The following is a 26,583-nucleotide window of genomic DNA, read 5'->3' on the forward strand; positions in this document are numbered from 1 at the left end:
GTGGATGATGTTTCCTTTTATTTTCGAATGGGTCTGGGATGCCGGGCACATCATGTTTTTCGGCGCCATGTGGTATGTGATTTTCATTCTCGGGGCGGGGCTGGGCTACTGCCTGGTGAAATCGGTCCGGGATACGCTGACCGAACCGGGCCGCGGCGGGCATGATTCAACGGATCATCACTGACCGGAATCATCCGGCGTGTTACCGGCCGCGTCCGGATAATGAAGGGCCAGGCAGTCGGGGCAGATGCCGTGGCTGAATTCCGCCGTGGAATGGCGGCTAACATAGGCTTCCACCTGGTCCCAGTATCCTTTGTCGTTCCGGATTTTCTTGCAGAACATGCAGATGGGCAGGATGCCCTGGAGCGTCCTGTTTTCATCCAGCGCCGCCTTGAGTTTTTGAATCTGGGCCGCCAGACGGTTCTGGAGGTCAATCACCTTCCGGCCCACCGCCACCCTGGCCCGGAGTTCATCCAATGAAAAGGGTTTGCTCAGGTAGTCGTCCGCACCGGCCTCGAGGCCGGTGATGATGTCGGCTGTTTCCGCCTTGGTGGTCAGCATGATCAGGTAGGGCGGCCGGTCGCTTGCGGCGGTTTTGATCCTGACCCGCCGGATCACCTCGATGCCGTCGATCTCGGGCATCATCCAGTCCACAATGGCCATGGAGGGGGGCTCGGGCCCGAGCAGATGCGCCATGGCCTCCCGTCCGCCCGAGGCCTCAACGATTTCAAACCCGCTTTTCTTCAGAATTCCCGAAAGCATCATCCGGGTGGTGGTGTCGTCGTCGGCGATCAGGATACGCATGGGCTGTAACCTTTCGAAAGCCTTACCGGTCACCGTCGCTCCGGGCGTCACGGATCTGGCTGATGATGTCCGGAAGGTACCGGAACAGGTAGTCGATGTCCTCGGTTCCGGTGTCCCGGCCAAAACTGAACCGGACCGTCCCGTATTTGACCGTGTCAAGGCCGATGGCCTTGATCACCGGTGAGGCCTCCTTGCTTCCGGCCCCGCAGGCCGAGCCCCCGGACACATAGATGCCGATTTCATTGAGGCTGATCAGAAGGGCCCCGCTGTCCACGTCGGGGAACCCGATGTTCAGGTTGGTGGGCAGACGGTGGTCCATGGACCCGTTGATCACGTAACCCGGCACGTGCCGGTCCAGCTTCTCGATGAAATAATCCCGAAGACCCCTGATCCGGGTCATTTCCGCATCCATCTCCCGGTGAGCCAGCTCGGCGGCCAGCCCGAAGGCCATGATGTGGCTGACATTTTCCGTTCCGGCCCGTTTGTGAAACTCCTGTTCCCCCCCGTGGATCAGGGGGATCAGATGGTGCTGATCGTCGATGTACAGGGCGCCGACCCCCTTGGGCCCGTAGATTTTGTGGGCCGACAGGGAAAGAAAGGTGATGCCCATCTCCTTGGGTTTGAGCGGCATTTTTCCGAAGGCCTGGACGCCGTCGACCATGAAGGGGATTTCGGCCAGGCGGCAGATCCGGCCGATGTCCGCAATGGGATTGACGGTGCCGATTTCGTTGTTCACGGCCATGACCGCCACCAGGATCGTGTCCGAGCGCAAGGCGTTCTGGACCTGGGCCGCGGTGATCAGGCCCTTGTTGTCCACATCGAGAAAGGTGATGTCGAAATTGAACATGCCGAGAAACTGGATGGCCTCGAACACCGAGGGGTGTTCGATCTGGGTGGTGATGATATGCCCCTTGGACTTGCTGAGGATGTGCTTCATGGCGACACCCTTGATGGCCATGTTGTTGGCCTCGGAACCGTTTCCGGTGAACACGATGTCCCCGGGTGCCGCATCCAGACAGCGGGCGATGCGCGTCCGGGCCCGCATCAGCTCGTCAAAGGCCCGCTTGCCCAGATAGGTGCTGCTTGACGGGTTGCCGAAGCCGATCTCGCCGCTGTTGTACCGATCGAGAAGGAGGCGGACTTCCGGACGCAGGGGGGTGGTGGCGTTGTAATCCAGGTAGACGTCTCGGGGCTCGTCGACGGTCACCCGGGCGATGGGTTTGCACATATCGTCCACCGAATGGATGGGAATGCCCACCCAGGTGTAGACCGAGTTGAGTCCGTGGGGAAACAGGGCGTCGATGTCGTCCCGGGTGGCTCCGGTGTTGCGCTCGATGTTGGTGTAAAGGGGCCCCACCCGGTTTTTTTCGTAATAGGTATAGGCGAATTCCAGAATGGCGCGGTGCCGTTCCGTCAGCGACGTGCCCGTGCGCCGTGCCATCTGGTTGATGAATGTCTTCACATAATTGTTGAGCATAGCGATACCACCCGATCAGAAAGAATGTGTGTTGTCGGCATCCGGATACAGATGAAAGGGGAAACCCGTTTTCGAATCGGCCATGCCCCGGGCGATCAGCTTGAAATGCTCGTAGGGCATGCCCATGCCCAGGCGATTGCCGTCGTATTCGGCGATCAGCCGGGCCCCCAGGCAGTAGGTGGAGACGTTGATCCGGCCTGTCAGGTAGGGCCGGACGATCAGATCGGAGTTGACCACACGGAGCCCGCCCATGCTGGATTCGACCCGTTCTCCGGTGTGAAACTGGTAGGCCTGGATCAGGCGGGTGAGTTCCACGGGCCGGACACTGAGCACCACCACATCGGGGGTCAGGCCCGGCAGCTCGAAATCGTGGGGGAAAAAGAACACGGCCTTAGTGTCGGCAGGCTGGATGGCCGCCATGCCTGACACGGCCTTCCGGGCCGTTTCCACATCCCGGTACCGGCCGGAATCCTCCGGTCCGAACAGGGCGAACCGGCTGCATCCGGCATCCTTGCAGGCATAGACCCGTCCTTCGGTGAAATCCCGGGGCGAGGGCGGGGCGAAGTGCGGTTCCCCGGCCTGGTTTTTCATCAGATCGGTGTACACCCGGGAGCCGTCCAGGGGCATGGCCCGGTTTTGATCGACCAGGCCGAAGGTGATGGCGGCGGCCACACAACCGATGTTGTCGAGGGTCAGGCAGACGGGGTCGCCCAGGGCGGCCTGGCGGTCCGCCTGGCAGCTGGTCAGGGTGATGCCTCCGGGTTTGAACGCCTCGATGTCGGGCGGGATCCGGACGTCGTCACCCCGGAAAAACGTCACGGCGGTGAGGGGGATCCGAAGACCCGGAACACCCATGTTTTCGATCATGCTCTGGTACAGTGCTTTGAGTTCGGACATGATGACCTCGATGGGGGGTTGAAACCGGAAAACGCTCACGGTTGAAGCGCGGGCGGTGAGTCGTCCCGATTGCGTCGTCGTTAATTCGCGATCACGTTTCATGATCCTAGGGGATTCATGCGATGAATGAAACGAATCTGTTGATGAACGCGTAAAACGTCATCACATGACGGCAAAGAAAAACGTTCGAGTTCAAGGCGTCGCGAATCCCGAAGAATGAGGCGTACTGAGGGTACGCCGCAGTGACGAGGGATGAAGCGCAACGCAGAAATCGGACTTTTTACGAAGCCGTCATCTGTTGATTTGTCGCATCATTATAGTCGTACGGGGCAAAGATTGCAACTGTGGAATGGCAATTGACCCGCCGGCGGCCGAAACAGCCGATCAAGGGCGATCGCATGTCCCGCCGGCGACTCAACCGGAAACGTGAAATACATTTGGTGCGACCTGTCGGGTCCTCGCCGCCGCCCGTTGATATGCAGCCGTTGACGTCAGGGGGGTCAAAAATCGGGCCGGGGGGTTCCGGGGAAGGCGGTGGTCGGTGACAGGGGGGCCCGGATCACGTCCTTGACCCGCATCAACCGGACCCGGGTGTCCCGTTCCCGTTCGTCGAGTTTCATGGCGATGCGTTTCCGGGTCGAAACGATATCGGGGATCAGGATGTATTCCAGGGCATTCACCCGCCTTCGGGTGGCGGTGATCTCCCGGGCCAGGATTCTCACGGCCGCTTCTTTCCCGGCCATATCCACCTCCCGCCGCACCCGTTCCAGAAAAAGCTCCCCGGCCCGGTCCAGGGCCGCCGAGGTCTGGGCGGAACCGTAGCCCGCGGTCGTGTCGCCCGCAATCACCCGGAATACCGGCACCGACAGATTCAAAATGCGCTTCCGGTCGGTGCCGATGCTCAGGGGTGCGGTCGGGGAGATCAGGGCCGCCGAGGCCGTCCGGGGGACCCCGGCCAGGTCGGCCAGGGCCATCATGGCCCCATGGTCCTTTCTCAGACGGCTGATATCCCGGTCATCTTCCTCGATTTGCCGGATCAGGTCGAGCATTACCCGGATCAGTTCATCGAGTTTGTCTTTGAGAAGTTTGTGACCCCGGCGGGCCACCTTTTCCCTTCGTGCAAGCCGGAGCATCTCCATGCGGGTGGCGCTGACAGGCGTGATCATTACAGGCCTCCTTTCGACGGGGGTGCGGCCGGGTGTTCTCCGCCGTCGCCCAGATACCGGGTTGTCAAAACGGGGTCGATGCGTTTGAGTTCGGACCGGGGAAAGGACGACAGAAGGGACCAGCCCAGCGACAGGGTTTCCTCGATGGGGCGGTTGTCCCGTTCGCCCTGGCTGACGTATTGGCGTTCGAAGGCGTCGGCAAAGGCGAAATACCGCCTGTCCGCGTCGGACAGGGCCGATTCGCCCAGGATCACGGCCAGTTCCTGCATCTCCTTGCCCCGGGCGTAGGCCGCGAACAACTGGTTGGACAGGTCCGTGTGGTCCTCCCGGGTCTTGCCCCGGCCGATGCCCTTGTCCTTGAGACGGGACAGGGACGGCAGCACATCCACCGGAGGCTCCACGTTTTTTCGCATCAGCGGTCGGGACAGAATGATCTGGCCTTCGGTGATGTAACCCGTGAGGTCCGGAATCGGATGGGTCTTGTCGTCGTCGGGCATGGTCAGGATGGGAATCAGGGTGATGGAACCCGGCTTGTTCCGGAGCCTGCACGCCCTCTCGAAGATTCCGGCCAGGTCCGTGTACAGGTAGCCCGGGTAGCCCCGCCGCCCCGGTACCTCCTTGCGGGCCGAGGCGATTTCACGCAGGGCCTCGCAGTAGTGGGTCAGGTCCGTGAGGATCACCAGCACGTGCATGTTCCGGACAAAGGCCAGGTATTCCGCCGTGGTCAGGGCCACCCGGGGTGTGGCGATCCGTTCGACGGCCGGATCGTCGGCCAGGTTCAGGTACAGCACGGACCGGGCGGCGGCCCCGCTTTCGGTGAAGGACTCCACGAAATAATCCGCCTCCTCGTGGGTGATGCCCATGGCCCCGAAAACCACGGCGAAGGAGCCCGTTTCGCCCAGAACCCCGGCCTGTCGGGCGATTTGGGCCGCCAGGCTGTTGTGGGGCAATCCGAAGCCCGAAAAAATCGGGAGTTTCTGGCCCCGCACCAGGGGGTTCAGGCCGTCGATGGCCGAAATCCCCGTCTGGATGAACTCGTCGGGGTAGTCCCGGGCAACGGGATTCACCGGCAGGCCGTTGATGTCCATGCGTCGGTCCGGCAGGATTTTCGGTCCCCCGTCCAGGGGACGGCCCAGGCCGTTGAAGGTCCGGCCCAGAATGTCCGGGGACAGGTCCAGGGTGAGGCCCCGGCCTTCGAAGGCCACGGCCGTGGTGGGGACGTCGATGCCGCTGGTCCCTTCGAACACCTGGACCAGGGCCGTGTCGTTTTCCAGCTCGATGACCTGGCCCCGGCGGCGTTCGCCCGAGGCGAGGATCACCTCGGCCAGTTCTCCGTAGGTGACGCCCGAAACCTCACCCACCAGGACCAGGGGGCCGGTGATGCTCCGGATGGTTCGGTATTCATGTCTCATGGCAGGGTGTTTCCTTTGTCCTTTTCAACAAGCGTCTCGATGTCCTGCCGGATCTGTCCGGCGATGGCCGAAAAGGCGGCGCGGTCCGAGGCCCCGGCGGTTCGGGCCCGGTCCATGGCCTCGTCCAGCTTGAGGCTGTCCAGGCATTCGAAGGGCAGGCCTTTGGCCAGGGCCTCGCTCTGGAGCCGGTGACCGCGGACAATCAGATCCGCCAGGAGAAACTGCTTTTCCAGCGGGGTATAGGCATCGTCCGGGTGAAAGGCGTTCTGGTGCAGGAAATCCTCCCGGATCATCCGGGCGGTCTTCATGGTCAGGCGATCGGCGGCGGACAGGGCGTCGACACCCACCAGCCGGACGATTTCCGAGAGTTCCGCCTCGCTTTCGAGGATGCCGAGAAGGGTCTGCCTGACCTGGGGAAAGGCGGGGTCCACGGTGTCGGCCATGAGCCGATTCATGGGCCCCTCGTACAGGGAATAGGACCTCAGCCAGCTGATGGCTGGAAAATGGCGCTGAAAGGCCAGGGTGTCCTCCAGGCTCCAGTAGACCTTGACCACCCGCAAGGTGGCCTGGACCACCGGATCGGACAGGTCCCCCCCGGCGGGCGATACGGCACCGATCACCGACAGGGCGCCTTCGCGCTCCGGCGCGCCCAGGCAGCTGACGCGCCCGGCCCGTTCGTAGAACGCGGCCACCTTGGTGCCCAGGTAGGCGGGATACCCTTCATCTCCGGGCATCTCCTCCAGACGTCCGGAGATTTCCCGCATGGCCTCGGCCCAGCGGGAGGTGGAGTCGGCCAGAAGGGCCACCGAAAAGCCCATGTCCCGGAAATATTCGGCCAGGGTGATGCCCGTGTAGATCGAGGCTTCCCGGGCCGCCACCGGCATGTTGGAGGTGTTGGCGATAAGGATGGTCCGGTTCATCAAAGACTGGCCCGACCGGGGGTCCGTGAGCCGGGGAAACTCCTGCAAGACGTCGGTCATTTCGTTGCCCCGTTCGCCGCAGCCGATGTACACGACGATGTCGGCGTCGGACCATTTGGCCAGCTGGTGCTGCACCACGGTCTTGCCCGAACCGAAGGGGCCGGGAATGCAGGCCGTGCCGCCCCCGGCCAGGGGAAACAGGGTGTCGATGACCCGCTGCCCCGTGGTCAGAAGGGCCTTGGGCGGGCGTTTTTTTGTGACGGGCCGGGGAATCCTGACCGGCCAGACCTGCATCAGGGTGAGGGCCGTGGTGTGACCGTCGTCGTGCCGCACGGTGCCCACCGTGTCCGTGACGGTGAACATGCCGTCTTCGATGGCCGTAAGAAGGCCGCTCACACCCGGGGGCACCATGATCCGGTGGTCGAAAAGATCGGTTTCCCGCACCGTGCCCACGATGTCGCCGGGCCCCACCCGGACGCCGGGCGACAGGGCGGGCGTGAACCGCCACCTTGTGTCACGGCAGAGAGACGCCACCTCGATACCCCGGGGGATGTAATCCCCGCTCTGTTTCATCATCACATCCAGCGGCCGCTGAATCCCGTCGAAGACGGCGCCGATCAGGCCCGGCCCCAGTTCCGCAGACAGGGGTCGCCCTGCGGGAACGACAGGCTCCCCCGTTCCAACGCCCGCCGTGTCTTCGTAGACCTGGATGGAGGCGACGTCTCCCTTGAGTTCGATGATCTCCCCCAGCAGTCGGAGGCGTCCCACCCGGACCCCGTCGTACATGCGGGCGCCGGACATGTTTGCCGCCAGAACCAGCGGCCCCGACACTTTGGTGATGATGCCGTTCATACGCTTCCTTTTCCCGAGGGCGGCCCGGACAGTCCGTACCGCCGTGATGGGCCGGGATCAGCCCGGGTTGAATCCGATGGCCCGGAACGCCAGATCCCTGAGCCGGTTTGTCGAAAAAGACCGGCCGCCGTCCGGGTCCGGAAGGGCCGTGACGGCCGCGTCCGTCCGGGCCATGATTGCCTCGGCCGTGTCCTGGACCGCCCGGAGCAGGTCGTCGGTGATCAGGATCACCCGGTGGCCTGCATCGGCCAGGTCCACAAGGGCGTGACGGGCTACTTCGGGCTCGTCGGTGATCACCGTGACGGCACCCAGGGCTCTGTAGGGGCGGACCGCCTCCCGGGGGCCGATGACGGCCAGTGGTTTTTCCGTTTCGTTCATGCCGTTTCTCCCGCAAGTACCGAAAGCCGCTCGGTCAGGGTCTCCCGGGGCAGAAAATGGGTGATCGCGGCCATGATCATTCCCAGAAGGGTCAGTTCCCGTTCCACGGCGCACACATGGACGTACACGGCCGTCACACCCGCGATATCGAAGCGGTGGGGATCGAGAAAGGCCGTCAACACACGGTCCTCCTCACGTTCCAGGGCCAGAAGGGCCCGGGGATGGGACCTGAGGGCGGCCCCCAGGGCGGCGTAGTCGGGGTCTTTCTCGATTTCCCCGATCAACGGGTCCGGATCGGAACAGGCCGACAGGAACCGCGCAGGCGGGAGGCGTCCGCCCGGCATGAACAGCCGGGACAGAAGGGCCGGATGGTCGAACCGATCGCGGCGGGCAAAGGCACGGATGTTGGCCAGATCCACCCGGCGGGTCCAGTACCCGTAAAGGACCGGCTGTTTCAGGGCGGTGCAGAACGAAAGGGCCGCCTCGTGCATGGCACGGTCCAGCACCAGATCCGGGAGAGCCGGTTGTCTGTGGGTGAAATAGTCCTCGATGGCCCGGACGGCGGCGTCGGCCAGGGGTCCGGGCAGTTCCCCGTAAGCCTCCCGTCGGACGACGTCCGAGAGCACATGGGGCGGCAGAACACCCCAGGGCACCATAAGATCGCTGTTGTCCGCGTCGAAGAGGGCGTCTTTGAGGGCGATCTTCAGGTTGTGGATGTCGTGGGGCAGGGCGATCAGACGGGGCAGGTCGTCCCAGGCGGTGTGGGCCGTGACGAACGCGTACAGGTCGCTTCGTCGACGGTCCAGGCGCGTCCGGATATCCTCGCTTCGGCCGTCGGGGTCGTCGTACATCGTGCCCGAAAGAGCACGGGCGGCCTCGTCTTCGGTCCGGGCCCGGAGAAGACGGTCCAGGATGTCCCGGGTCAGCCCCCGGGCTTCGCGGGCCCTCAACGCGGCGGTGAGGAAGATATCCCGGGTGTCGGTCCATCGAAGCATCATGGTTCACCTTCAGGCGCCGGATCGTTTCCGGCCGGGAACAATGTCGACAGAACGGTTTCCAGGTGACGGTCCAAAAGGGTCCGGAGGGCCTGGTCCAGGGTGCCGTTGAACGTCACCGCGCCGTCCGTGAGTCGCAGGCCCCCGCCCATATCCTCGGGCGACGCCGACAGGGTCAGGTGTCCGGCACGGCCGGTCTTTTCTTCGACGGCCCGGTTGAGACGGGCCAACAGATCCGGCCCAAGCCGATCGATATCCCGGGCCGACACCTGAACCTCTTCCCGGCCGGTGCGGGTGCCCCGGGCCGCCATGGCTTCGAGAAATCGACGGTAAAGATTCGGATCGTCGGTCAGCACGGCGGCGCAGCGGGCCACAATCCGGTCGAGAATCTCCCGACGCCGTGTCAGCCGGTCGTTGCGCAGGGCCACCTCGGCAAGGGCTGCGATGCGTGTGGATTCGGCCTCGATCGCCTGGTCGAGGTCCTGTTTCAGGGCCTTTCGGTGTTGCGTTGCTTCGCGGTCGTGGTCACGGCTCAGCTCCCGGGCCTGTTGGTCGGCGGCCGCCTCGATCTCCCGGACGCGACGATCCGCGTCCTCCAGAATTTTTTCCGCTACGGTGGATACCATGATCTCTCTCCGGGCCCTCAGACCAGCCGAATGCCGTTCAGCATGAAAAAAGTGGTCAAGAGGCCCAAAACGGCGTAGGTCTCCACCATGGCCGCGAAGATCACCGCTTTCATCGCCTGATCGGCGTGACGGGCCACCACATGGACCCCGGCCGTGCAGACCCGGCCCTGGTGAATGGCCGAGATCAGGCCGGTGACGGCCATGGGCAGGCAGGCAAGGAGCATTTCCAGGCCCTGGATCGTAGTGGGAGTATGGACCGTCTCCCCGATCAGCCCCAGCCGGATCATCACCAGAAAAGCCCCGATAAATCCGTAGAACCCCTGGGTTCCCGGCAACACCACCAGCAGAAAAAGGGCGCCGAATTTTTCCGGGTCTTCCCGGAGGACCCCCGCCGCCGCCTGACCGGTCATGCCGATGCCGATGATCGATCCGATGCCCGCCATGAACGCCGAAAGACCGCCTCCGGCAATGGCCAGCGAAAGCCCCAGTTGCATGCCCTGTTCCATGATTGCCTCCTTCTCAGTCCCTGATATCGATGTACTGCACGTTTTCGGACAGGGGGGCGAAGGGCTCGCCGCCCCCTTCGAAAAATTTCGAAAAGAATTCCACATACTGAAGGCGAAGGGTGTGAACGCATCCGCCCAGAAGGTTGATGGAAAGATTCAGAAGATGTCCGGCCGTCAGCACCAAAACCGTCAGGCCCAGGCCCACCACCGGGATATCCCGCATGTAAAAGGCGATGGTGTTCACCGCCATGGCGATGCCCGCGGTGACCATGCCCAGGGCCATCAGCCGGATGTACGAGAGAATGTCCCCCACATAGGAAAAAAAACCTCGCAGAACCAGAAGCTTTAAAAGGCCGATCACGACCCGGAAAAACAGGGACGATTCGTCCCGGGCCCCGAATCCCGTGATCACAAGGGCCATGGCGGCGACCACGCTCCAGGCCGGGGCGACCAGGCTTGCGGGCAGGGGCGGAACCGTTTTTTCGTATAGGCCCGTGGCGATGCAGGCGGGGGTTGCGAAAAAGAGGATCAACAGGGCGCCGAGCATCACAAGCCAGGCGGCGTGATCGAAAAGGGCGTCCGCCGGACGGTGTCGCCGCAGATCCGATACGCATCCCAGCACCAGCCCCGTGGCCACATGGACGAGGCCCAGCAGCAGCACCAGCCTGAAAAAGGTCATGGGCTCGGTCATGGGGTCGAACCACATCAGGTGGTCCCGAACGGTTTGGAGGCGTTGGGCGTTGATAAAGGGAAGCTCCGTCCGGAACAGGTCGCCGAAGATGCCGCCGGTCAAAAGTCCCGCCGGAATGGTGCACACGCCGCCCCAGAACACGATCCACCAGAGGTCCCGGCCCTTCTTGAAGCGGGACAGGCCCGCAAGGGCCAGAAGGACGAGGATCAGGCCGTAGCCCGCATCGGTTAGGGTGATGCCGAAAAAGACGGCGAAGAAGATCGACAGAACCGGACTGGGGTCCAGGCTGTCCGGGGCCGGGTGGCCGTAGAGCCGGGTGATTGCCTGGAAGGGGGCGAACACGGGGCGGTTTTCGAGGGCCACCGGGGGCGCCTCCCCGGGACCGGGACGGACGATGTCCACGGACAGGGTGTCGAAGGAGGACACCAGGGCATTCAGGTCGGCCAACCGGTCGGAGCGGACCCAGCCGGTGATCAGAAAGGCGTTGGCCGAGGTCAGCCAGGTTTCGAAGATCCGGCTTCGGCGGTTGAGGGTGCCGTAATGACGAAGCAGGGCCTTAAGGCGGGTCGCATCCTGGGCCCGCCGGGAGAGGGCGTCGTCGACGGCGGCAAGAGCACGGCCCATCGCCGTGAGACGGCGGCGGTTGCGGGCGAAGCGCAGGGCCGGGGACTCGGGGGTTTGCGTCAGAGGGCAGGGCGAAAAATCCGCCGCCGTGAGAAGGTCCCGGGCCGGGTCCCTGTCCTTGGCGTGAAAGGCGCACAAAACGATGCGCCGCCTTTGGTTTCCGCCCAGGAAGGCCACATCCAGGGGGCCGTCAGGCTGAAGGGCCTGAACCTTTGATGCGGGCACCGTGCCCAGAGCCAGGGTCCAGGATCCGTGGTCGCCCAGGGTGTTCAGAGGCACAGTCACCGTGTTCCAGAACGCCAGGGCCGCCTGGTCGGCCAGACAGGCCTCCCGCTTGGCGACAAGGGCCTCGCGTTTCGAAAAAAGGGCCCGGCAGGTGTTCACCAGGGTGTCCGGGCTGGTGCGGGTGATCAGGGTGTCGAACTCCCGCCGGCCGATCGATCGGGGCGGGGACAGGAGGCTGCGGACAAGGGAGGGTTCTCGCCGCCAGGGGGAAAGGCTTTGGTGGGCGTCCTTCAGACGGCTGAACAGTTGGGACGCCCCGAAGGTGTCCATGGGGGCGGGCGATCTGGAAAAGACGCCGGGTGCCTGGTCGGTCAGCTCGCACAGATGAATCAGGGCCCGACGTTGAAGCGCCTCGGAAAATCTCTCGCATTCCGAGAGATGCCCTGCGATCAAAACCTTCGTCATCGGGCTGATTCCCATGGCATCCTCACTCAAGAAGGGTTTGGATCATCAGGCGGATCACCTCGTTTTCATGGTCGGCACCATGTTTTTCAAGGAGTCGGACCTGCCGGTCATGGCGTTGTGTCTGTCGGTCAAGGAGGGCTTGAACCCTTTCGCGGGCCAGATCCGGAAGATGCTCGCGCCGGAGCAGGAACGAATCGTCCATCTCCCGCAGGGTGTTCAGGTGGGATTCTCCAAGGGCCCGAAGTTTTTCTTCGGCCGCGGCTTCGGCCCGGCTGATCCGCTGGGCGGCGACGGTTTCGGCATGTCGGATGCGTTCGATAAGACCGTGGGTCATGGCAGTTCCTCGGGATTCCAACACGATGACCGTCAGAATAACAGGAAGCCCCGCCTTCGTCAAACCTTTCGGTCGAAGGCGGGGACGGTTCAGTCTCAGGGATTGGTGAATCGGGATCGGCGTCGTTCGATATCGTTTTTCAATCGGCGGGCCATGGACCGGTCCCTCCGGTGCCGAGGCTCAGCGCCCCCCGCTCGCCCGTGTCCGACGAGGAGAGGATCAGGATCCGATCGTCCTTGCTCCGGCCGAACATCCCGGTCGCCAGGCAGACGGCGACACCGGGGCCGGCGGCGCCGGTGTCGCCCACGTTCCTGGCCGGGTAGAACGGTTCTTTGTGCCCCGGAACGTTGAGCAGGGCCCGGGTCTGGACCATGCTCCATTCGGCGAAACGGCAGGGTTCGCCATTGACGTCGGTGAACACGGCGGCGATGTGGGACGGGTTGTCGGAATCCAGCGCCCCTGTGACGGCCTGGGCCAGGCCGGCTCCCAGGGCCGGTTTTCCCGGGGCCAGGGGGAAGGATTCACGGGCCGTGGCCGCGGCGTGAATCAGACCGTGGATCGTGGCCTTTCGTTTGCGGGCGGCCTCTGTTTTCTCCACAAGAAAGGCCGAGGCGGCTTCTCCCGGAATCAGGCCGTCGGGGTTGAGGGCCGTTCTCAGACGTTCATGGGCATTCAGGCGGGACAGATCGTCAAAATTGATCAGGCTGTCCGCCCCGGCGATGACGGCCCGGTCGATGTCTCCCCGCGTGACGGCGTCGGACAGGGCAACGAGCATGCCGGCATGGCCCGAGACAATCAGCTGCAGGGGCGTTTCACCGGAAAAAGGCCAGGCGTCGATGGCGCGCAGGCGCTCGCGGAGGCTTTCTTCGTCAAACGGGCCGCGGCCCGGATCAGGCAGGGCCAGATAAAACCGGGTTCCGGCAAGGGTTGTGTCGTCGAGCCCGGCATCGGCTTTCAGATCCGACAGGGCCATGGCAAGAAGGGTCACGATGCGTGAGTCCCGGTCGTCGAGATCGCCGCCCAAAACCGGGTGCCCGGTGACCAGCCCGTCGTCGATATCCTCGAAGCCTGCCGGGTTCGGCACGTAAAAATTCCGAAGCTTGGTCGATCGCTTCAACCCGGCCCGGATCGAGGCGCAGGCGGTTTTGTAATCATGGCCCACGGCCGTGACCAGGCCCAGGCCGCTGACGCACCAGGGGGGCGTCGGATGCTCAGGCGTTTTCATAGACGTGAACCTGTTTGAGGCGGGTGAGCGGTTCGGGTCCCGCATAGGAGGACCGGAACACCATGATCAGCCGGTTCTCATCCGGTTCGATGATCAGCGTGTCGAAAACGGGTTGGGGTTTCCAGGTCTGGTGCTCGAAGATGTAGGCCGTCACAAGATGAAGACGCGGCAGGGAGAAACGCACGAGCTCAGCTTCGGGATGGAGGTTCTTCAGCACCACCTTTTCGTTGCCGTCGAGGAAGGGCCTTGCGATCAGATCCTCCGGTGCGGCGTTGTAAAAGCGCGGATCAAAATCTTCGGGAAGCAGGGGACGGCGGTGGCGCTCCCAGGCCGCGTCAAAGGTGCCGCAACGTCCGGCCCTGGGTTCCCAGGCGGGTGCGACAAACCCGAATCCTGCCGGTTCGGGTTTGTCGTTCCATCGTTTCATGGGCCGTCTGGGGTCTTCGATGTTGGGCAGTGTGAGACCGTCAATGGCTTTTTTCTTCCGGCTCAGCCGGAACCCTGTGCCCACGGGGTTTTTTCGGCACACGCCCCATTTCTTTTCATTGTTGTGAAACCGGTCCTCCCCCCCGAAGGCCCGCTCGTACACCAGGGGCATGGTGATAAACGGACAGGCCCGGGAGGCGCTGATCAGGCCCATGCCGACCTGCCAGAACCGATCGCCGCGCACGGACAGGGTTTTCGACACACGACCCACCGCAAGCCGCACGCCGAGCCGGGTCACCGGCCGGCCTCCCGGCGCGTAGGCCTTCCCGTTCAGCACGATATCCGTTCCCGTCTTCTCGAGCGCCAGATCCGAGGCATAACAAAGGCTGCTTGCCGTCACCTCCCCCCGGTACTCGTCCGCGAGACAAATCGGCACCTGCTCATCGGCAAGCGCAACCTCACCGTCCGCACCAAAACGAAACGTGGCCTTGACCACCGTAAGCGCCACGGGATTCCCCTCCCGGTCCTGAACCGGAAAGGTATCGGCGATGTAAGGAGTTTTGTTGTGGGTCAGGGTCATAAAATCAACGAAACAACTATTTCAACCACGTTGAAAGAGACCAAAAGCAGGCTCACATCCCCATCCGGATATCGTTTTGAATCCCCGCAAATCTGAACGTCCCTCAATGAATCGGTTTGATCGGAAGGGATTTTCCTTCGTAGATGGTGTCATTGAGTATAATTTCTGGGTTTTGAAACAGAGTGACATAATCAAATATAGCACCCTCAAGTTTTGTATCTCTTAATATTATTTTTCTAACTATTGTTGATTTTGAAAAATCAGCATTAGTCAAATCTGAATGCCCTAAATTCAAACCGTTTAAACTTGAGTCGATAAATCGTGCATTTTTTAGATTTGCATCCTGAGCATCCAGTAATTCTATATTTGATTTTGAAAAATCAGCATTTTCAAGATCAGCGTCCCCCATTGATACAAAATCAAACCGGCATCCGCTGAAATTGATGTCTTTTGCTTTGGCATCTTCAAAATCAGGATTACTCCATAATCGTCCTTTCAGAGTTGAACCTGAAAAATTTGCTCTGGTTAAAATACATTGACTAAAGCTGGATGATTCCAGGATGTCGCCCTGCATTTTCGTGTCTGTGAGATCGGAACCGATGAAATTGGAGTCGTTTACGACTATTTCAAGGAATGTGCTTTTTTGAATCCGGCAAAATTGGATTTCTGATTTATAAAACCCCGCTGATTTCATTTCAACATTATTCAGATTGGTTTTATATAGCGTTGTTTTTTCAAAATACGGCAATTCAAACGAAGAACCTTCCAGGTTGGAACTTTCCATATTGCACTCTAATGCTTTTATTCTGAAAAGTTTGGAATTCTTGATTACAATCCCTTCCATCTCGCATTCTGCAAAAACGGTTCGTTCAAATAACGAACCGGATAAGTCGGTATTTTTCAAATTGCATTTTTTAAACAGTGTTTTGGTTAAAACAGCGTTTTTTAAATTCGCACCGGTAAGTTCGGCACCGCTGATTGACACGCCGCTCAAATCCGCCCCTTCCAGGTCCACAGTCTTACCGGCATACATCTTATTAAACACAGTTGAACTCAGTTTTAGCGTTGTTAAGGCTTTATTGTCCATTTCACTTCCCTTTCTATCCGATAGACCACTGTTGCAGGCTGTTAAACAGATAACAAACCCTATACAAAAATATCGTTTAATAACCGCACACATTGGGATTTTTCCTTTTTTTAAAATCAGGCTCTGTTTTAAATTCAATGATCAAGCCTTCAAACGGGTCATATTTTGCCTTAAGAAGTTTTGGTTCATAATCTGAAAAAAATGCTTTCGTTTTTTCAATCGCATTGATGGTTCTTATTTTTCCTTCTTCATATAAATCCTTACTCTGGGCTATGACGTTCTTTGTGATTTTTATCTCGCGGTCCCAAGCATCATTGTCTGAAAACAAATATCGCATAAAGGTCATACTTTGATTGCTTTTTGCTGATATCATTAACTTTGTATATATTTTTTTAATTACCGTCTGAGATATCCTTATCCAAAATGGTTTTCCATTTTCTGGTACTTCATGAACCGTGTCAACAGAAGAGTTTTTAACTAGTTTTGCAAGGTTTCCCAACTCATAATTGGCATACTTAACTGTTGTTGGGAATTCCATATGATTGTATCGAATGAAGGGTTTTCTGCTGATGATATCAATTAAATCATACTTATCCAAATCACCAAAAATTATTTTATTATCAACCCCCTCCAACACCATATCATCCGTCATCACGCCCCATTCTTCACACAAGGGACCTTTTCGGGGCTTTGAGGGAAGGGCACGGGAATCGCTGACAACGACCGTTTGTATCCTGACCTTGCCGTCTTCGAAGGTTAAGACATTGCCCCCGGGCTTATGGCGGGCCGGAGGTTTTTTCATCATCTTACTTATTGGCATCTTGCAGTCCGGACATGTCGAACCCTTTATTTTTAACGTTTTTTTCTTGTCGTCAATGGTGAAAAGAGACCGGCCGTCGTGGTAATACCCTGTTTTATATTTTTGGTGTTTTTTGGGGTCGCAGCCACAGATTTTGGGAGCACCGGGCAGATATTTGGGGAGGGGGCCCGCGCTGCTGCTGACCATGACGATGTGCTTCGGGTCAACCGCTCCCGTATCCATGATTTCACCGGCGGACAGAAGACGCACCTTGTCGGGTCTTGAGTCTTTTACCTCCATGACAATATTTCGATGGCTGTGTCCGCTGACGATCATATTCAGACGCCCCTGTTCAACCGCTCTCAAGATGTGAATCCGGGCTTCGTCAAAACTTCCGTACTGAAGCTGACCATCATCCCATCCATAGATATTTTCCAGTTCCCACTCGGACACATCGTCCTTGGGGCAGATGGCGGTGGCGTGCATAAACAGGATTTTTATTTTTTCAAAATGGCTGTTGACCCAGGCCCAGTAAATCGAATAATTCCTGATCAGAAACGGAGCCTGAAAGAAATTCTTTTTGTATTCCCTGCCGTTTTCGGTGTCGACCATTTTCCCGAAATCCATTTTGTCCTTGAACAGGTTGGCCGCATGATGAAGCCCGCCGGAGCCTTTGAGTACAGACATTTTAATGTCTGATGTGCATCCCCAATCCACCATGAAAAGACTCTGTTTGCCAAGATCCACAACAAAATCCGCAAAGGGATTAATAAAATACGAATACCATTGAACACAGGAAATATGTTCAAATCCGTCAGCAAGAAATTCGACAGGGCTGTTGTATCCAGGCCCCAGACTGAGCCCTGATTCATTTAGAGGTTTGATTTTTTCAAGGAAATCATGGCGTCCGAACATCAGCGCGGATTCGTAACGGGTCAGATTCTGGTCATAGACGCCATTCCACAGTGTGCCTCCCAAAGGCCATGGGGACATGGCGTATTTCACGTAATCATGGTTGCCAAGTACGGTGAAGATCGGTTTTCCGATGTCGTCATATAAGGACAGGAGAACCTGATAGAACAAAAACCAGTTCCGGTCTTTTTCATGCTTATTGTAAGGAACGTTGAGGGACGACCAGGTCTTTCCGGGTTTTTCAGGGGTCTTTTTAAATGTCTGCGTTGTATGAAGGCCCCGGTTGTAATCCACCAGATCCCCGGTGACCACCAGGCAATCCGCGCCTTTTTCAAACAGGCCCCTGCATATGTCCTTGAAGTAAGCGTTGAAGTTTGCCACCTTGTTTTTAAGGGGCGCATGGAGTTCGTTATCGGCAACGATGCGCCGGTTGGCATCAAACGTTAAATGTTCACCGCAGTTCGCTTTGACTTCAATCACCGAGGCCTCGGACTGGGCGTACACATCCATGCGGGTGTCGAGATGAATATCGGTGATGTGGCCGATATTGAATTCGTTTTTGGATGATCTGTACACAGGCGCGTATATCGAAACCCTGATGTCTTCGGCTGAATCGGCCTCAGGCCCTTTACCGAAGTCCGAAAGCTTCATTTTCAAGGCGCCATAGGGCGTGCCGTCTTCCGTAAAAACAATGTCGGGCAATTTGCTTTTAAGGTAACCACGAATGACTTTCGCTATGCTGGGTCTTTGATCAATCTCAAGCATGGCCTCTTTTTCAAGCCATATGACATTATAGAGATTGTTTTCGATAAGCGGTTCATGGGCCAGATTGACTGCGATTTTAAAAATATGCTCATACCCTTTTTCTTTGTATGATTTCATCACCCAGTCAAACACATTGGACATGCACAGTTTCAATTCAAATTGTGTGTCTGAAACGTCACACCCGTCAGTTCCCAATCCGAAGGTGTCCTCAGTCCAGGTGAAACATTTTGATACTTTGACCAGATTTTCAACCGGTATCGGGAAATGATTCTTGAGAAAATAGTTTTGAAAGATTGAAAGTCTCCGGGAAGAATAATGACTGGGGATATCTTTTTGGCTCCATGACGTCAGTCTGACATGGTAAGCCACTTCGTCCGGTTCAAGACGGCTTTTTTTTGTGAGGATGATCATTTCAAGCCAGGCTGACCCGTCGGCCCTTGTCCTCACGATGGCGGGATACCCGAGGGCCGGTGTCAAAATGATCGCCTGCACGGATTTCAATTCAATACGATGTTTTTTGTTGATTGATAGTTTAACGGTATCTTTCAGACCTGCATCGCTCATGAGGTTCTACGATTCTTTTTTTTGAGTGGTTATTGATTTGTTCTCAACGGTCAGGGTCACTGAATCTTGATCCGACACATGAAACATCTGGCCCCGTGACATCACGGTTTTTCTTTCTTTTTTCCCATCAACGTCGACGTCAAGCACCATTCCCTCCATGGGTTCGCCAAAGGGGCCGATCACTTCAATCTCCACCTTCCCCTGCTCCGGGATCACCGGGGTTTCATCGACAATGGTCTGAACCAAAGGCGGCTGCATCAGGGGGGTGGGCGGGGTGTTTTTGGTGTTGTGGACCATCAGGTCGCCTGCCCGGACCACGCCCTTGCCTTCGACGCTGACGTCGAAGGAGAAGCTGACGAACTCGGCCTTGCCGGCGGTGGTGCCGGAGGAGACGCCTTTTTTGTCTCCGGCCTCGTCGCCGGTGGTTTTGCTGAAGAAGGACTGTTCGTGGCCCAGGGGTTGGCCGTCGGCTGTGACCGAGCGCGCCCCGCCTTCAAGATCGGCGGATTTGCCGATGTTGGGATAGGGGATGGGGACGACCGGCGGCCCGCACTGGGTCAGGCAGATGTCGGGCATGGCCACGGAGGTTCCTTCGCTTTTTTTGTGGACCACGGTGCGCTGGTTGACGGCGACGGTTGCGCCCATAATGCTTCTCCTTTTCCTGGTTCATGATCGCTTGTTTCAATTCAACTCCACAGAACTGCCCTTGATTTTGTTGGTGTTGGCGGCGCGGGACACGATGTCTGTGCCTTTGATGATGATTTTGCCTTTGTGGGTCAGGGTGATGCTGCCGGTACCGCACCTAAGGACAAGTTCCTCCTTCGCCTGGAAGGTGATTTTTTCCCCGTCCACCAGGACCTCGGGATTATCCTGGGGACCGGCCTCGGAGGACTCGATCGCAAGGGCCACCATGTCGTCAATCAGGTTTTCCAGAACACCGACGATGATGGGCAAGGCGGGATCACCGTTTTCGAAAACAAGCAAGACGCTTCGACCAATGCTTTCTTTTCCGGCGAGCAGGCTCCGGTCCACGCTTGCAATCAGCCGGGCGGGTACGGGCGACTGGCCCTCGCACTGAACCATGATTGTCGCCGGATTGGCTGTGGGGCAGATCTGTCCGACCTTCGGCTGCACGGCGGCCATGGGTGAGCGGTTCCGGTCGAACCGGATCTCCGGGGCGTACCGGGTCATGCGATGACCTCACGGGAGGGGCGATTTGCAGGCTCGGCGTCCCGGACCGGGTCGGGGATCGGCTTTCCCCGGTCATACCAGAGCCCTTCGACAAAACCGTCCGGGTTGCCGATCAGGCGGGCCCCCATGGCGCCGATGGCCCGCTGTTGGTCCGCAACGGGCATGCGGGTGTCAAAGGGAATGTCGATGCCGTAGCGGATCACGAGTTCCTCGCAGGCCAGATTGCGGATGAGGTCGGGGCTGTCCGGGTCGCTCAGGTTTTCCAGAAGTCGTTCCGGAGAATAAAGCCGGCCGTTCCGGTAGCGCATTTCGGGATCGAATCGAAACCGCTTGTCCCGCCACCAGCGGCCCCAGTCTTCCGGCTGCCTGGAGATGCGGCGGATGCGTTGTCCCGGCTTTTCACCCGTTGGGTACAACAGACCCTGTTCCCAATGCTTACGCTCATCGTCGAGAAGGTCGTCGGGATCGGGGACAAACACCGCCTCGTCAAGCCCGGCGCCGGTGATCAGGTTCAGAGACAGGGCGGCCATGCCGGCCAGATCGGGATGATCGAGGCAGGCCGTCAGTTCCGGGATCGCCGCCACGTTGCCCAGAAGGCCCAGGCCGAGCACATGGTCCCTGGACAGGCTGGTCCGGGTCAGGGAAAAAAGCAGGGCCTCCAGATCGGTCCGGGCCCCGCATAAGCCCAGAAACAGGCCCCGGCTTCCGGTGTCGGTCACGGCCATGGCCTCGTGAAGGGTCTTGCGTTCGCCCATGCGGACAAGGGCAAACATCGCCGCATCGACCACGTCTGCGTGGGTGCTGTGCAGAAAGGGCCGAAGGGCCGAGGCCCCGCCGGAGGGCCGGAGCCGTCCCAGGGCATGGAGGATGACCGCGGCCGTTTCCCGGTCCTCGGCATGGACGGTCAGAAGGTCAAACAGGTCTCGGGCGACATCGATCCGTCGAACGGCGATGATGCGTGCCGCCAGCCGGATGGGGCCGGGGCCGCGTTCCAGTAAAAAACGGATGCATTCGTCGTTCAAAGAATCCGGAAGATCGGCGCACAAGGCGTCACCGGCCGCCCTCAGGGTGGAGGCGTCCGTAAGATCCATGGCGTCCAGAGCGGTCCTGAGCCCGTCCATCCGGCCCAGCCTGCACATCACCCGCAGGGCGCCGTAGCGTTCTCCGTCATCTCCGGCCTTGATTTGCCGCTCGCAGATCAAAAGGGCCTCCTCTCCCCCGATGACCTGGGCGTCGATGTGGGGCTCACAGCGCTGCTCCAGGTCGGCCCGGGCGGCCCATGGCCGTCCGGGCTGATCAGGCCATGCGCAACGCCGGTCATAGAGCATGGACAGCTCTTCAAGGTGCTCCATGTACAAACTGCGGTGCAGGTCTCTGGTGTGATGCGTTGACGTCATGGCGAACCCTCTCCTTTCATCGGTCGATCATCAGTTGCCCGAAATGGCCTGGCCCCTGGTGACCAGTTTGCCGCCGGCGCTGATCGTGATATCCACTCCGGAAATCTGGATTTTACCGTCTTTTTTCATGATGATGGCGGCCTGGCCGCATTCAAAGGTGATCTGATCCTGACTGCTGATCACGGTTTTGGTCCCCACCATCAACGACAGGTCTTTGCCGATGCTGATGCCGGTTTTTTCTCCCACATCGAGGGTCAAGTTCTTGCCGATGGTTTCGGTGTGGTTTCTTCCGATATCCTCGGTCCGGTTTTCAGAGACGCTCAGCGTCAGATTCTTGCCCACGTTGAGGGTTGAGTCATCTCCGATCCGTTCCGTGCGTTTCTTGCCGACGGCAACGGTTTTGTCCTCTCCCACCCGTTCATCGGAATTCTTTCCGATGCTGTGGGTGCTGTTTTCTCCGATGGATTCGGTATGGTTCTTGGTAACCGTGATATCCTTGTTGTTACCGATGCTTTCCTTCTGGTCGTTGGCGACGGTTTTGCTGCGGTCGTTTCCGACGTCGAGTGTTTCGTCGCGGCCGACGGTCTGGGATTTGTCGTTTAAGATCTCGATTCTCCAGTCTTTTTCGCCGTGGAGGTAGATTTCCTCTTCGTCTTTTTTGTCGTCGAAGCGCAGTTCGTTGAAGCCGCCGCCGCCGGGGGTGGATTCGGTTTTGATGGTGGTTTTGGTTTTTTCATCGGGCAGGGCGTAAGGCGGCGTGTTGCGGCCGTTGTAGACCGCGCCGGTGATGAGGGGGCGGTCCGGGTCGCCGTCGATGAAGCTGACGATCACCTCCTGGCCGATGCGGGGGATGAACAGGGCGCCCCAGCCTGAGCCTGCGAAGGACTGGGCCACGCGCATCCAGCAGCTGGTCTTGTCCGTGGGGGCCTCGGTGTTGCGGTCCCAGTGGAACCTTACCTTGATGCGGCCGTAGGAGTCGGTGAAGATTTCTTCGGTATCGGGGCCGGTGACCACGGCGGTCTGGACGCCAAAGACCGAAGGCTTTTTCATGGCCGGGGGACGGTAGGTGGTCTCTGAGGGGATGCAGGTGAAGGTGTTGCCGTAGGTGTTGCCCTCGTTGGCTTCGGCCAGTTCCCGGAGTGCCTGGGGCTGTTTGCCCTGGTGATGGACCGACAGCAGGGTGTACTCGATGGCCGTGTCGGCGTTGGGGTGGTCGGTCAGGGTGAAGCGGTGGCCGGGAACGAATCGTTTGCAAACGCTTTCACCCGCCATGGTCAGCCGGGTGTGGGTGTGGCGCTCGAGCAGGACCCGGGCCAGGCGGCCGCCGGTGGTTTCATCGGCCAGATAGCCGGGGTAGTCGTAGCGGGCCAGGTCGTCGCAGCGGTCCGAGACGGCCCGGGACCGTGGCTGGTACGAGGGTTTTTCGAAATGATAGTCGGCAAGATCGATGCGTCCCGTGGTCACGGCATCCTTGACGTCAAACACCGTCACAGGCTCGTCGGCGTCGATCAGCTGGCCTTTGGGTGAAAAGTGAATCCGGGGGATGCCGGGTACGGGTCTGTGACAGAGGTAGGAATCCCCCATGATCAGAAGATGGGCCGAGTCCGTGAACTCGTAATAATAAAACATCCCTTCCTCGGCTATCAGACGCCGGATGAAGTCGAGGCCGGTTTCCCGGTACTGCACGCAGTACTCCCGGGGGGCATAGGCCTCGTGGAGCCGGAACTCGACCTGGCTGGACAGGATGCCGCCGGTTTTCAGCACCTCGGCGATGATGTCGGGTACGGTGGTGTTCTGGAAGATTCGAACGTCCTGGATCAGACCGAGACGATAAAGATAAGGCATGATTCCGATCCGGTACAGGTAATGGCGTCCGCGTTCCTCAAGCTCTTCCATGGCAGCGACCATGCCGTGAATATACCGGTTTTCCTTGCGGCCCAGGAGGGTCAGGACGGCGTCCTCGCCCAGATAGTCACGGATGGTCAGACGCCGCTGGCTGACCAGGGTGACCGTGGCCGAGAAATCCTCGAACAGGGCTTCCCGGATGTCGATGGCGTAGACGTCCATGGCCTCCCCGGCAAGGGTCAGGTCAAACTGCCGCAATGTGTTGAACAAAGATAAGTCCATGATCGCTGTCACCTCCGCGCTGGGGTTTTGGGTTGAATCGGTTTTGCCTTTCGTGACCGTATTTGTGAGCGGACGGAATCGGCTTCGGGTACTGGCTTTGTGAACGGGCACGATGGGGCCGGGGTCGTCGGGGAGTCTGTCATCGGATCTGCTCCGCATCGTCGGTCTCGGGGGTCGGCTCGGCAAGAATGATGTGGCCGTCGGGCGAAACGCCAAGGGTCAGGGCCTCGGGCCGATGGTTTCGGGCCATGGTCTCCAGGATTTTTTGGGACAACAGGGGCAGGACGCTGCCGGACAGGATATGGTCGATGTTCCGGGCCCCGGTTTCCACTTCCAGGCAGCGGGCGGCGATCCGTTCGATGACGGCCTCGTCGATCCGAAGGGTCAGGCCGTGGGCTTCGGCCGTGCGCCGGGTGGCCCGCCCGATTTTCATGCGGACGATATCGGCCATGATGGTCGAATCAAGGGGCCGGAAGGGGACGATGGTCATGCGTGCCAGAAGGGCCGGTTTGAAATGGCTGCTGAGTTCGGGCCGGATGGCGGCAACGAGATCGTCGGAACCCATGGCCGGATCGGCGGCCAGGGCCTCGGCGATGCGGTCGGCGGCCAGGTTGCTGGTCATGAAGATCACGGTGTTCTTGAAATTGATGTTCCGCCCCTCGCCGTCGGCCAGCATGCCTTTGTCAAAGACCTGGTAAAACAGGTTCATCACGTCCGGGTTGGCCTTTTCCGCCTCGTCGAGCAGGACCACGGAATAAGGCCGCCGGCGCACGGCTTCGGTCAGGAGGCCCCCTTCGCCGAACCCCACATAACCGGGGGGTGATCCGATCAGGCGGCTGACCGTGTGCTTTTCCTGGAACTCACTCATGTTTACCGTCACGGTGAACCTCTCGCCGCCGAACAGAAGCTCGGCCATGGCAAGGCCCGTTTCGGTTTTGCCCACCCCGCTGGGGCCGGTCAGAAGAAAGACGCCCGAAGGCTGACGGGGATCTTTCAAGCCCGTTTTGGAGGCCTGAATCACCCGGGCGATGTCCGACAGGGCGGCGTCCTGACCCCGGACCCGGGTTTTCAGATTGTTCGCAAGATTCATGACGGTGTGGGCCTCGTCGTCCATCATCCGGCCTACGGGGATGCCGGTCCAGTCCGACACCACCTGGGACACCCCGTCGGGGGTGACCTCGATCTGGAGGAGGGGATCGATGCCCTGGATCGTTTCAAGTTCACGGAAGATGGCGTCCCGTTCGGTGTTCAGGGCCTGGATGCGGTCCGCCCGGTCCACGGGTTCTCCATTCGGCGGATCGTCATCCGCAGGGGAACCGGCGTTGGCCCGGACCAGGGCATTCACTTCCTTTTCGATGTCCGGGTTCAGGGTCTCCCCGTCCAGCAGCACCCGTTCCTCCCGGCAGGCCAGAAGGCGTCGGGCCAGATCCTTTTCCTTGTTCCAGCGGGCCGTGAGATCGTCTCGTTCCTGCTCCAGATGGGCGATATCGTCGCTGATCCGGTCGGATCGTTCCGCGTCCGCCGGGGCCCCGTACAGATGATCCCGGACGAGGGCCACCTTTTCCCGGGTCAGGGCCTCAAGGCGCCGTTCGACGGTTTCGATGCGGGCGGGTTTGGCGGTCAGCAGCACCTTGACACGGGCGGCACTGGTGTCGAGCAGGTCGATGGCCTTGTCCGGAAGATAGCGGCCGGAAATGTAGCGGGACGCCATCTGGGCCGCGGCCGTGACCGCGTCGTCCCGGATGATCACGCCGTGGGCGCGTTCGTACTTGCTCTTGAGCCCCCGAAGAATCAGGACGGCGTCGTCCTCGGACGGTTCGTCCAGATGGACCGGCTGGAAACGCCGGGCCAGGGCCGCATCTTTCTCGAAATATTTCTTGTACTCGGACCAGGTGGTGGCGGCAATGGTCCGCAGTTCTCCCCGGGCCAGGGCGGGCTTGAGCAGGTTGGCTGCGTCGCTGCCTCCGGCGGCGGCCCCGGCTCCGATCATGGTGTGGGCTTCGTCAATGAATAAAATGATGGGGATTTCCGAGGCCTTGACCTCGGTGATGACGTTTTTCAGGCGGTTTTCGAATTCTCCCTTGACCCCGGCCCCGGCCTGAAGAAGGCCCATGTCCAGACTGAGCAGTCGGACTTCTTTAAGAAAATCGGGCACATCCCCCTCCACGATGCGCAGGGCCAGCCCTTCGACGATGGCCGTCTTGCCCACCCCGGCCTCGCCCACCACGATGGGGTTGTTTTTTCGCCTTCGGGCAAAGATATCCACCACCTGGCGGATCTCCCGGTCCCTGCCGAACACGGGGTCGATGCGGCCGTCGGCGGCCTTGCGGGTGATGTCTTCGCAGAACCGGTCGAGGGCGGTTTTTTCTCCGGACCGTGTCGGCAGGGCGGCCGCGTTTTCCGGACTCCGGTTTTCAATGGAGCCGTCGGTCAGATCGCTGAACCGTCGGATCAGGTCGTCCCGGTCGATGCCCTGGAAGCCGTCCATGACCTGGGGTTCCCCCAGCTGGGAGATCCGGTTGAGGCAGGCCAGAAGGAGAGCGCCCGAGCGTATCAGGGGCTCTTCCAACTCCACGGTCCCGGCCAGCTGGGCTTCCTGGTACCATGCGAGGAGCCGGGGAGAGAACACGGGTCTGGCGCTGTTTCCGGTGGGAAGGTCTTCGAGGCTCCGGTTGATGAGGGCCCGGAGCGTGTCGGGGCTTATGGCATAATGGGCGAAAAGCAGCGCCAGATCCGACCGGGGCTCGTCAAGCACCTGCCAGAGCACATGCTCCACGGTGATTTCGTAATGGGACCGCGCCACGCACATGCCCGCCGCCGCTTCCAGCTTCTTCCTGCAAAAATCGTTCAGTCGCCCCAAAAGGGGTTTGATACCCACTGTGATCATGCCAATCCTTTCATTTACCAGCCAATCGTCAGATGCCGTACCGGCCATGGTTTTAATTCTACGGTAACGCACCGTGTTTGTTTGACCACCCGTTCGCTGCGCTCACTGAAGAGCGCGAAGGGTCACGAAGAAAAAAACATAGTTTAAGCCTATCTTCGTGCTCTTCGTGTGCTTCGTGGTGAATATTTTTTCTGACCAGCCAATCGTCAGATGCCGTACCGGTCATGGTTTTAATTCTACGGTAACGCACC

The 26,583-nt window shown here is 59.7% G+C and carries 23 protein-coding genes; 1 reads left to right on the forward strand and 22 read right to left on the reverse strand.

Annotated elements, in window-relative coordinates; translation table 11 throughout:
- Positions 1-4 precede the first annotated feature (4 nt).
- Positions 5-184, forward strand: coding sequence for a hypothetical protein (locus tag ACYQ11_RS18400; protein ID WP_459925283.1), 180 nt, complete (start codon positions 5-7; stop codon positions 182-184).
- On the opposite strand, the gene ACYQ11_RS18405 is transcribed toward ACYQ11_RS18400, so the two are convergent.
- The 22 genes from ACYQ11_RS18405 to ACYQ11_RS18510 form a co-directional block, all read right to left on the reverse strand.
- On the reverse strand, positions 178-804 hold the full coding sequence (locus ACYQ11_RS18405; RefSeq protein WP_459925284.1) for a response regulator transcription factor: 627 nt from the start codon (positions 802-804) through the stop codon (positions 178-180). The two genes, ACYQ11_RS18400 and ACYQ11_RS18405, sit on opposite strands and share 7 nt — an antisense overlap.
- Positions 805-826: 22 nt before the next feature.
- Positions 827-2,281 (reverse strand): cysteine desulfurase family protein, encoded by a 1,455-nt coding sequence (locus tag ACYQ11_RS18410; protein WP_459925285.1) that lies wholly within the window; start codon positions 2,279-2,281, stop codon positions 827-829.
- Positions 2,282-2,296: 15 nt separating this feature from the next.
- Entirely contained in the window at positions 2,297-3,178 is an 882-nt protein-coding gene (locus ACYQ11_RS18415) for a DUF169 domain-containing protein (protein WP_459925286.1), read from the reverse strand.
- 500 nt (positions 3,179-3,678) lie between these two features.
- Positions 3,679-4,344 (reverse strand): V-type ATP synthase subunit D, encoded by a 666-nt coding sequence (locus tag ACYQ11_RS18420; protein ID WP_459925287.1) that lies wholly within the window; start codon positions 4,342-4,344, stop codon positions 3,679-3,681.
- Positions 4,344-5,756, reverse strand: a complete 1,413-nt coding sequence (locus ACYQ11_RS18425) for a V-type ATP synthase subunit B (RefSeq protein ID WP_459925288.1) — start codon at positions 5,754-5,756, stop codon at positions 4,344-4,346. The genes ACYQ11_RS18420 and ACYQ11_RS18425 overlap by 1 nt, the downstream gene beginning before the upstream one ends.
- Positions 5,753-7,528 carry a V-type ATP synthase subunit A gene (locus ACYQ11_RS18430; protein ID WP_459925289.1) on the reverse strand — a complete coding sequence of 592 codons (1,776 nt, stop codon included), beginning with the start codon at positions 7,526-7,528 and terminating at the stop codon, positions 5,753-5,755. Before ACYQ11_RS18430 ends, ACYQ11_RS18425 begins: the two co-directional genes overlap by 4 nt.
- A gap of 57 nt (positions 7,529-7,585) precedes the next feature.
- Positions 7,586-7,906: a V-type ATP synthase subunit F gene (locus ACYQ11_RS18435; RefSeq protein WP_459925290.1), complete on the reverse strand. Its 321-nt coding sequence runs from the start codon at positions 7,904-7,906 to the stop codon at positions 7,586-7,588.
- Positions 7,903-8,904 (reverse strand): V0D/AC39 family V-type ATPase subunit, encoded by a 1,002-nt coding sequence (locus ACYQ11_RS18440; RefSeq protein WP_459925291.1) that lies wholly within the window; start codon positions 8,902-8,904, stop codon positions 7,903-7,905. Before ACYQ11_RS18440 ends, ACYQ11_RS18435 begins: the two co-directional genes overlap by 4 nt.
- The gene (locus tag ACYQ11_RS18445) at positions 8,901-9,527 is read right to left on the reverse strand and encodes a V-type ATP synthase subunit E (protein WP_459925292.1); all 627 of its coding nucleotides are present in this window, start codon (positions 9,525-9,527) and stop codon (positions 8,901-8,903) included. Before ACYQ11_RS18445 ends, ACYQ11_RS18440 begins: the two co-directional genes overlap by 4 nt.
- A 17-nt stretch (positions 9,528-9,544) precedes the next feature.
- A complete protein-coding gene (locus ACYQ11_RS18450) occupies positions 9,545-10,033 on the reverse strand; it encodes a V-type ATP synthase subunit K (RefSeq protein WP_459925293.1) in 489 nt (162 codons plus the stop codon).
- A gap of 13 nt (positions 10,034-10,046) precedes the next feature.
- On the reverse strand, positions 10,047-12,038 hold the full coding sequence (locus tag ACYQ11_RS18455; protein ID WP_459925294.1) for a V-type ATP synthase subunit I: 1,992 nt from the start codon (positions 12,036-12,038) through the stop codon (positions 10,047-10,049).
- Positions 12,039-12,060: 22 nt separating this feature from the next.
- Positions 12,061-12,372: a hypothetical protein gene (locus ACYQ11_RS18460; RefSeq protein WP_459925295.1), complete on the reverse strand. Its 312-nt coding sequence runs from the start codon at positions 12,370-12,372 to the stop codon at positions 12,061-12,063.
- 139 nt (positions 12,373-12,511) lie between these two features.
- Positions 12,512-13,597: a hypothetical protein gene (locus tag ACYQ11_RS18465; protein ID WP_459925296.1), complete on the reverse strand. Its 1,086-nt coding sequence runs from the start codon at positions 13,595-13,597 to the stop codon at positions 12,512-12,514.
- Entirely contained in the window at positions 13,584-14,603 is a 1,020-nt protein-coding gene (locus ACYQ11_RS18470) for a DUF2169 family type VI secretion system accessory protein (protein WP_459925297.1), read from the reverse strand. Before ACYQ11_RS18470 ends, ACYQ11_RS18465 begins: the two co-directional genes overlap by 14 nt.
- A gap of 103 nt (positions 14,604-14,706) precedes the next feature.
- The gene (locus ACYQ11_RS18475; protein ID WP_459925298.1) at positions 14,707-15,690 is read right to left on the reverse strand and encodes a pentapeptide repeat-containing protein; all 984 of its coding nucleotides are present in this window, start codon (positions 15,688-15,690) and stop codon (positions 14,707-14,709) included.
- Positions 15,691-15,766: 76 nt separating this feature from the next.
- Entirely contained in the window at positions 15,767-18,730 is a 2,964-nt protein-coding gene (locus tag ACYQ11_RS18480; RefSeq protein WP_459925299.1) for a metallophosphoesterase, read from the reverse strand.
- Between the two features lie 6 nt (positions 18,731-18,736).
- The gene (locus ACYQ11_RS18485) at positions 18,737-19,375 is read right to left on the reverse strand and encodes a DUF4150 domain-containing protein (RefSeq protein WP_459925300.1); all 639 of its coding nucleotides are present in this window, start codon (positions 19,373-19,375) and stop codon (positions 18,737-18,739) included.
- Positions 19,376-19,411: 36 nt separating this feature from the next.
- The gene (locus ACYQ11_RS18490) at positions 19,412-19,921 is read right to left on the reverse strand and encodes a DUF6484 domain-containing protein (RefSeq protein WP_459925301.1); all 510 of its coding nucleotides are present in this window, start codon (positions 19,919-19,921) and stop codon (positions 19,412-19,414) included.
- Positions 19,918-21,318, reverse strand: coding sequence for a HEAT repeat domain-containing protein (locus tag ACYQ11_RS18495; RefSeq protein ID WP_459925302.1), 1,401 nt, complete (start codon positions 21,316-21,318; stop codon positions 19,918-19,920). Before ACYQ11_RS18495 ends, ACYQ11_RS18490 begins: the two co-directional genes overlap by 4 nt.
- Before the next feature lie 30 nt (positions 21,319-21,348).
- On the reverse strand, positions 21,349-23,445 hold the full coding sequence (locus tag ACYQ11_RS18500; RefSeq protein ID WP_459925303.1) for a type VI secretion system Vgr family protein: 2,097 nt from the start codon (positions 23,443-23,445) through the stop codon (positions 21,349-21,351).
- A 139-nt stretch (positions 23,446-23,584) separates the two neighbouring features.
- Positions 23,585-26,332: a type VI secretion system ATPase TssH gene (tssH, locus tag ACYQ11_RS18505; protein ID WP_459925304.1), complete on the reverse strand. Its 2,748-nt coding sequence runs from the start codon at positions 26,330-26,332 to the stop codon at positions 23,585-23,587.
- A 58-nt stretch (positions 26,333-26,390) separates the two neighbouring features.
- A partial coding sequence (locus ACYQ11_RS18510; protein ID WP_459925305.1) for a hypothetical protein occupies positions 26,391-26,583 on the reverse strand: 193 nt, incomplete at its 5' end.

The organism is Desulfatiferula olefinivorans (genome assembly GCF_054657895.1).

What these genes read in the sequence shown, in the direction of transcription:
- ACYQ11_RS18400 (WP_459925283.1), top strand. Translation starts at nt 5, where the DNA reads ATGATGTTTCCTTTTATTTTCGAATGGGTCTGGGATGCCGGGCACATC.
- ACYQ11_RS18405 (WP_459925284.1), bottom strand. Translation starts at nt 804, where the DNA reads ATGCGTATCCTGATCGCCGACGACGACACCACCACCCGGATGATGCTT.
- ACYQ11_RS18410 (WP_459925285.1), bottom strand. Translation starts at nt 2,281, where the DNA reads ATGCTCAACAATTATGTGAAGACATTCATCAACCAGATGGCACGGCGC.
- ACYQ11_RS18415 (WP_459925286.1), bottom strand. Translation starts at nt 3,178, where the DNA reads ATGTCCGAACTCAAAGCACTGTACCAGAGCATGATCGAAAACATGGGT.
- ACYQ11_RS18420 (WP_459925287.1), bottom strand. Translation starts at nt 4,344, where the DNA reads ATGATCACGCCTGTCAGCGCCACCCGCATGGAGATGCTCCGGCTTGCA.
- ACYQ11_RS18425 (WP_459925288.1), bottom strand. Translation starts at nt 5,756, where the DNA reads ATGAGACATGAATACCGAACCATCCGGAGCATCACCGGCCCCCTGGTC.
- ACYQ11_RS18430 (WP_459925289.1), bottom strand. Translation starts at nt 7,528, where the DNA reads ATGAACGGCATCATCACCAAAGTGTCGGGGCCGCTGGTTCTGGCGGCA.
- ACYQ11_RS18435 (WP_459925290.1), bottom strand. Translation starts at nt 7,906, where the DNA reads ATGAACGAAACGGAAAAACCACTGGCCGTCATCGGCCCCCGGGAGGCG.
- ACYQ11_RS18440 (WP_459925291.1), bottom strand. Translation starts at nt 8,904, where the DNA reads ATGATGCTTCGATGGACCGACACCCGGGATATCTTCCTCACCGCCGCG.
- ACYQ11_RS18445 (WP_459925292.1), bottom strand. Translation starts at nt 9,527, where the DNA reads ATGGTATCCACCGTAGCGGAAAAAATTCTGGAGGACGCGGATCGTCGC.
- ACYQ11_RS18450 (WP_459925293.1), bottom strand. Translation starts at nt 10,033, where the DNA reads ATGGAACAGGGCATGCAACTGGGGCTTTCGCTGGCCATTGCCGGAGGC.
- ACYQ11_RS18455 (WP_459925294.1), bottom strand. Translation starts at nt 12,038, where the DNA reads ATGACGAAGGTTTTGATCGCAGGGCATCTCTCGGAATGCGAGAGATTT.
- ACYQ11_RS18460 (WP_459925295.1), bottom strand. Translation starts at nt 12,372, where the DNA reads ATGACCCACGGTCTTATCGAACGCATCCGACATGCCGAAACCGTCGCC.
- ACYQ11_RS18465 (WP_459925296.1), bottom strand. Translation starts at nt 13,597, where the DNA reads ATGAAAACGCCTGAGCATCCGACGCCCCCCTGGTGCGTCAGCGGCCTG.
- ACYQ11_RS18470 (WP_459925297.1), bottom strand. Translation starts at nt 14,603, where the DNA reads ATGACCCTGACCCACAACAAAACTCCTTACATCGCCGATACCTTTCCG.
- ACYQ11_RS18475 (WP_459925298.1), bottom strand. Translation starts at nt 15,690, where the DNA reads ATGGACAATAAAGCCTTAACAACGCTAAAACTGAGTTCAACTGTGTTT.
- ACYQ11_RS18480 (WP_459925299.1), bottom strand. Translation starts at nt 18,730, where the DNA reads ATGAGCGATGCAGGTCTGAAAGATACCGTTAAACTATCAATCAACAAA.
- ACYQ11_RS18485 (WP_459925300.1), bottom strand. Translation starts at nt 19,375, where the DNA reads ATGGGCGCAACCGTCGCCGTCAACCAGCGCACCGTGGTCCACAAAAAA.
- ACYQ11_RS18490 (WP_459925301.1), bottom strand. Translation starts at nt 19,921, where the DNA reads ATGACCCGGTACGCCCCGGAGATCCGGTTCGACCGGAACCGCTCACCC.
- ACYQ11_RS18495 (WP_459925302.1), bottom strand. Translation starts at nt 21,318, where the DNA reads ATGACGTCAACGCATCACACCAGAGACCTGCACCGCAGTTTGTACATG.
- ACYQ11_RS18500 (WP_459925303.1), bottom strand. Translation starts at nt 23,445, where the DNA reads ATGGACTTATCTTTGTTCAACACATTGCGGCAGTTTGACCTGACCCTT.
- tssH (WP_459925304.1), bottom strand. Translation starts at nt 26,332, where the DNA reads ATGATCACAGTGGGTATCAAACCCCTTTTGGGGCGACTGAACGATTTT.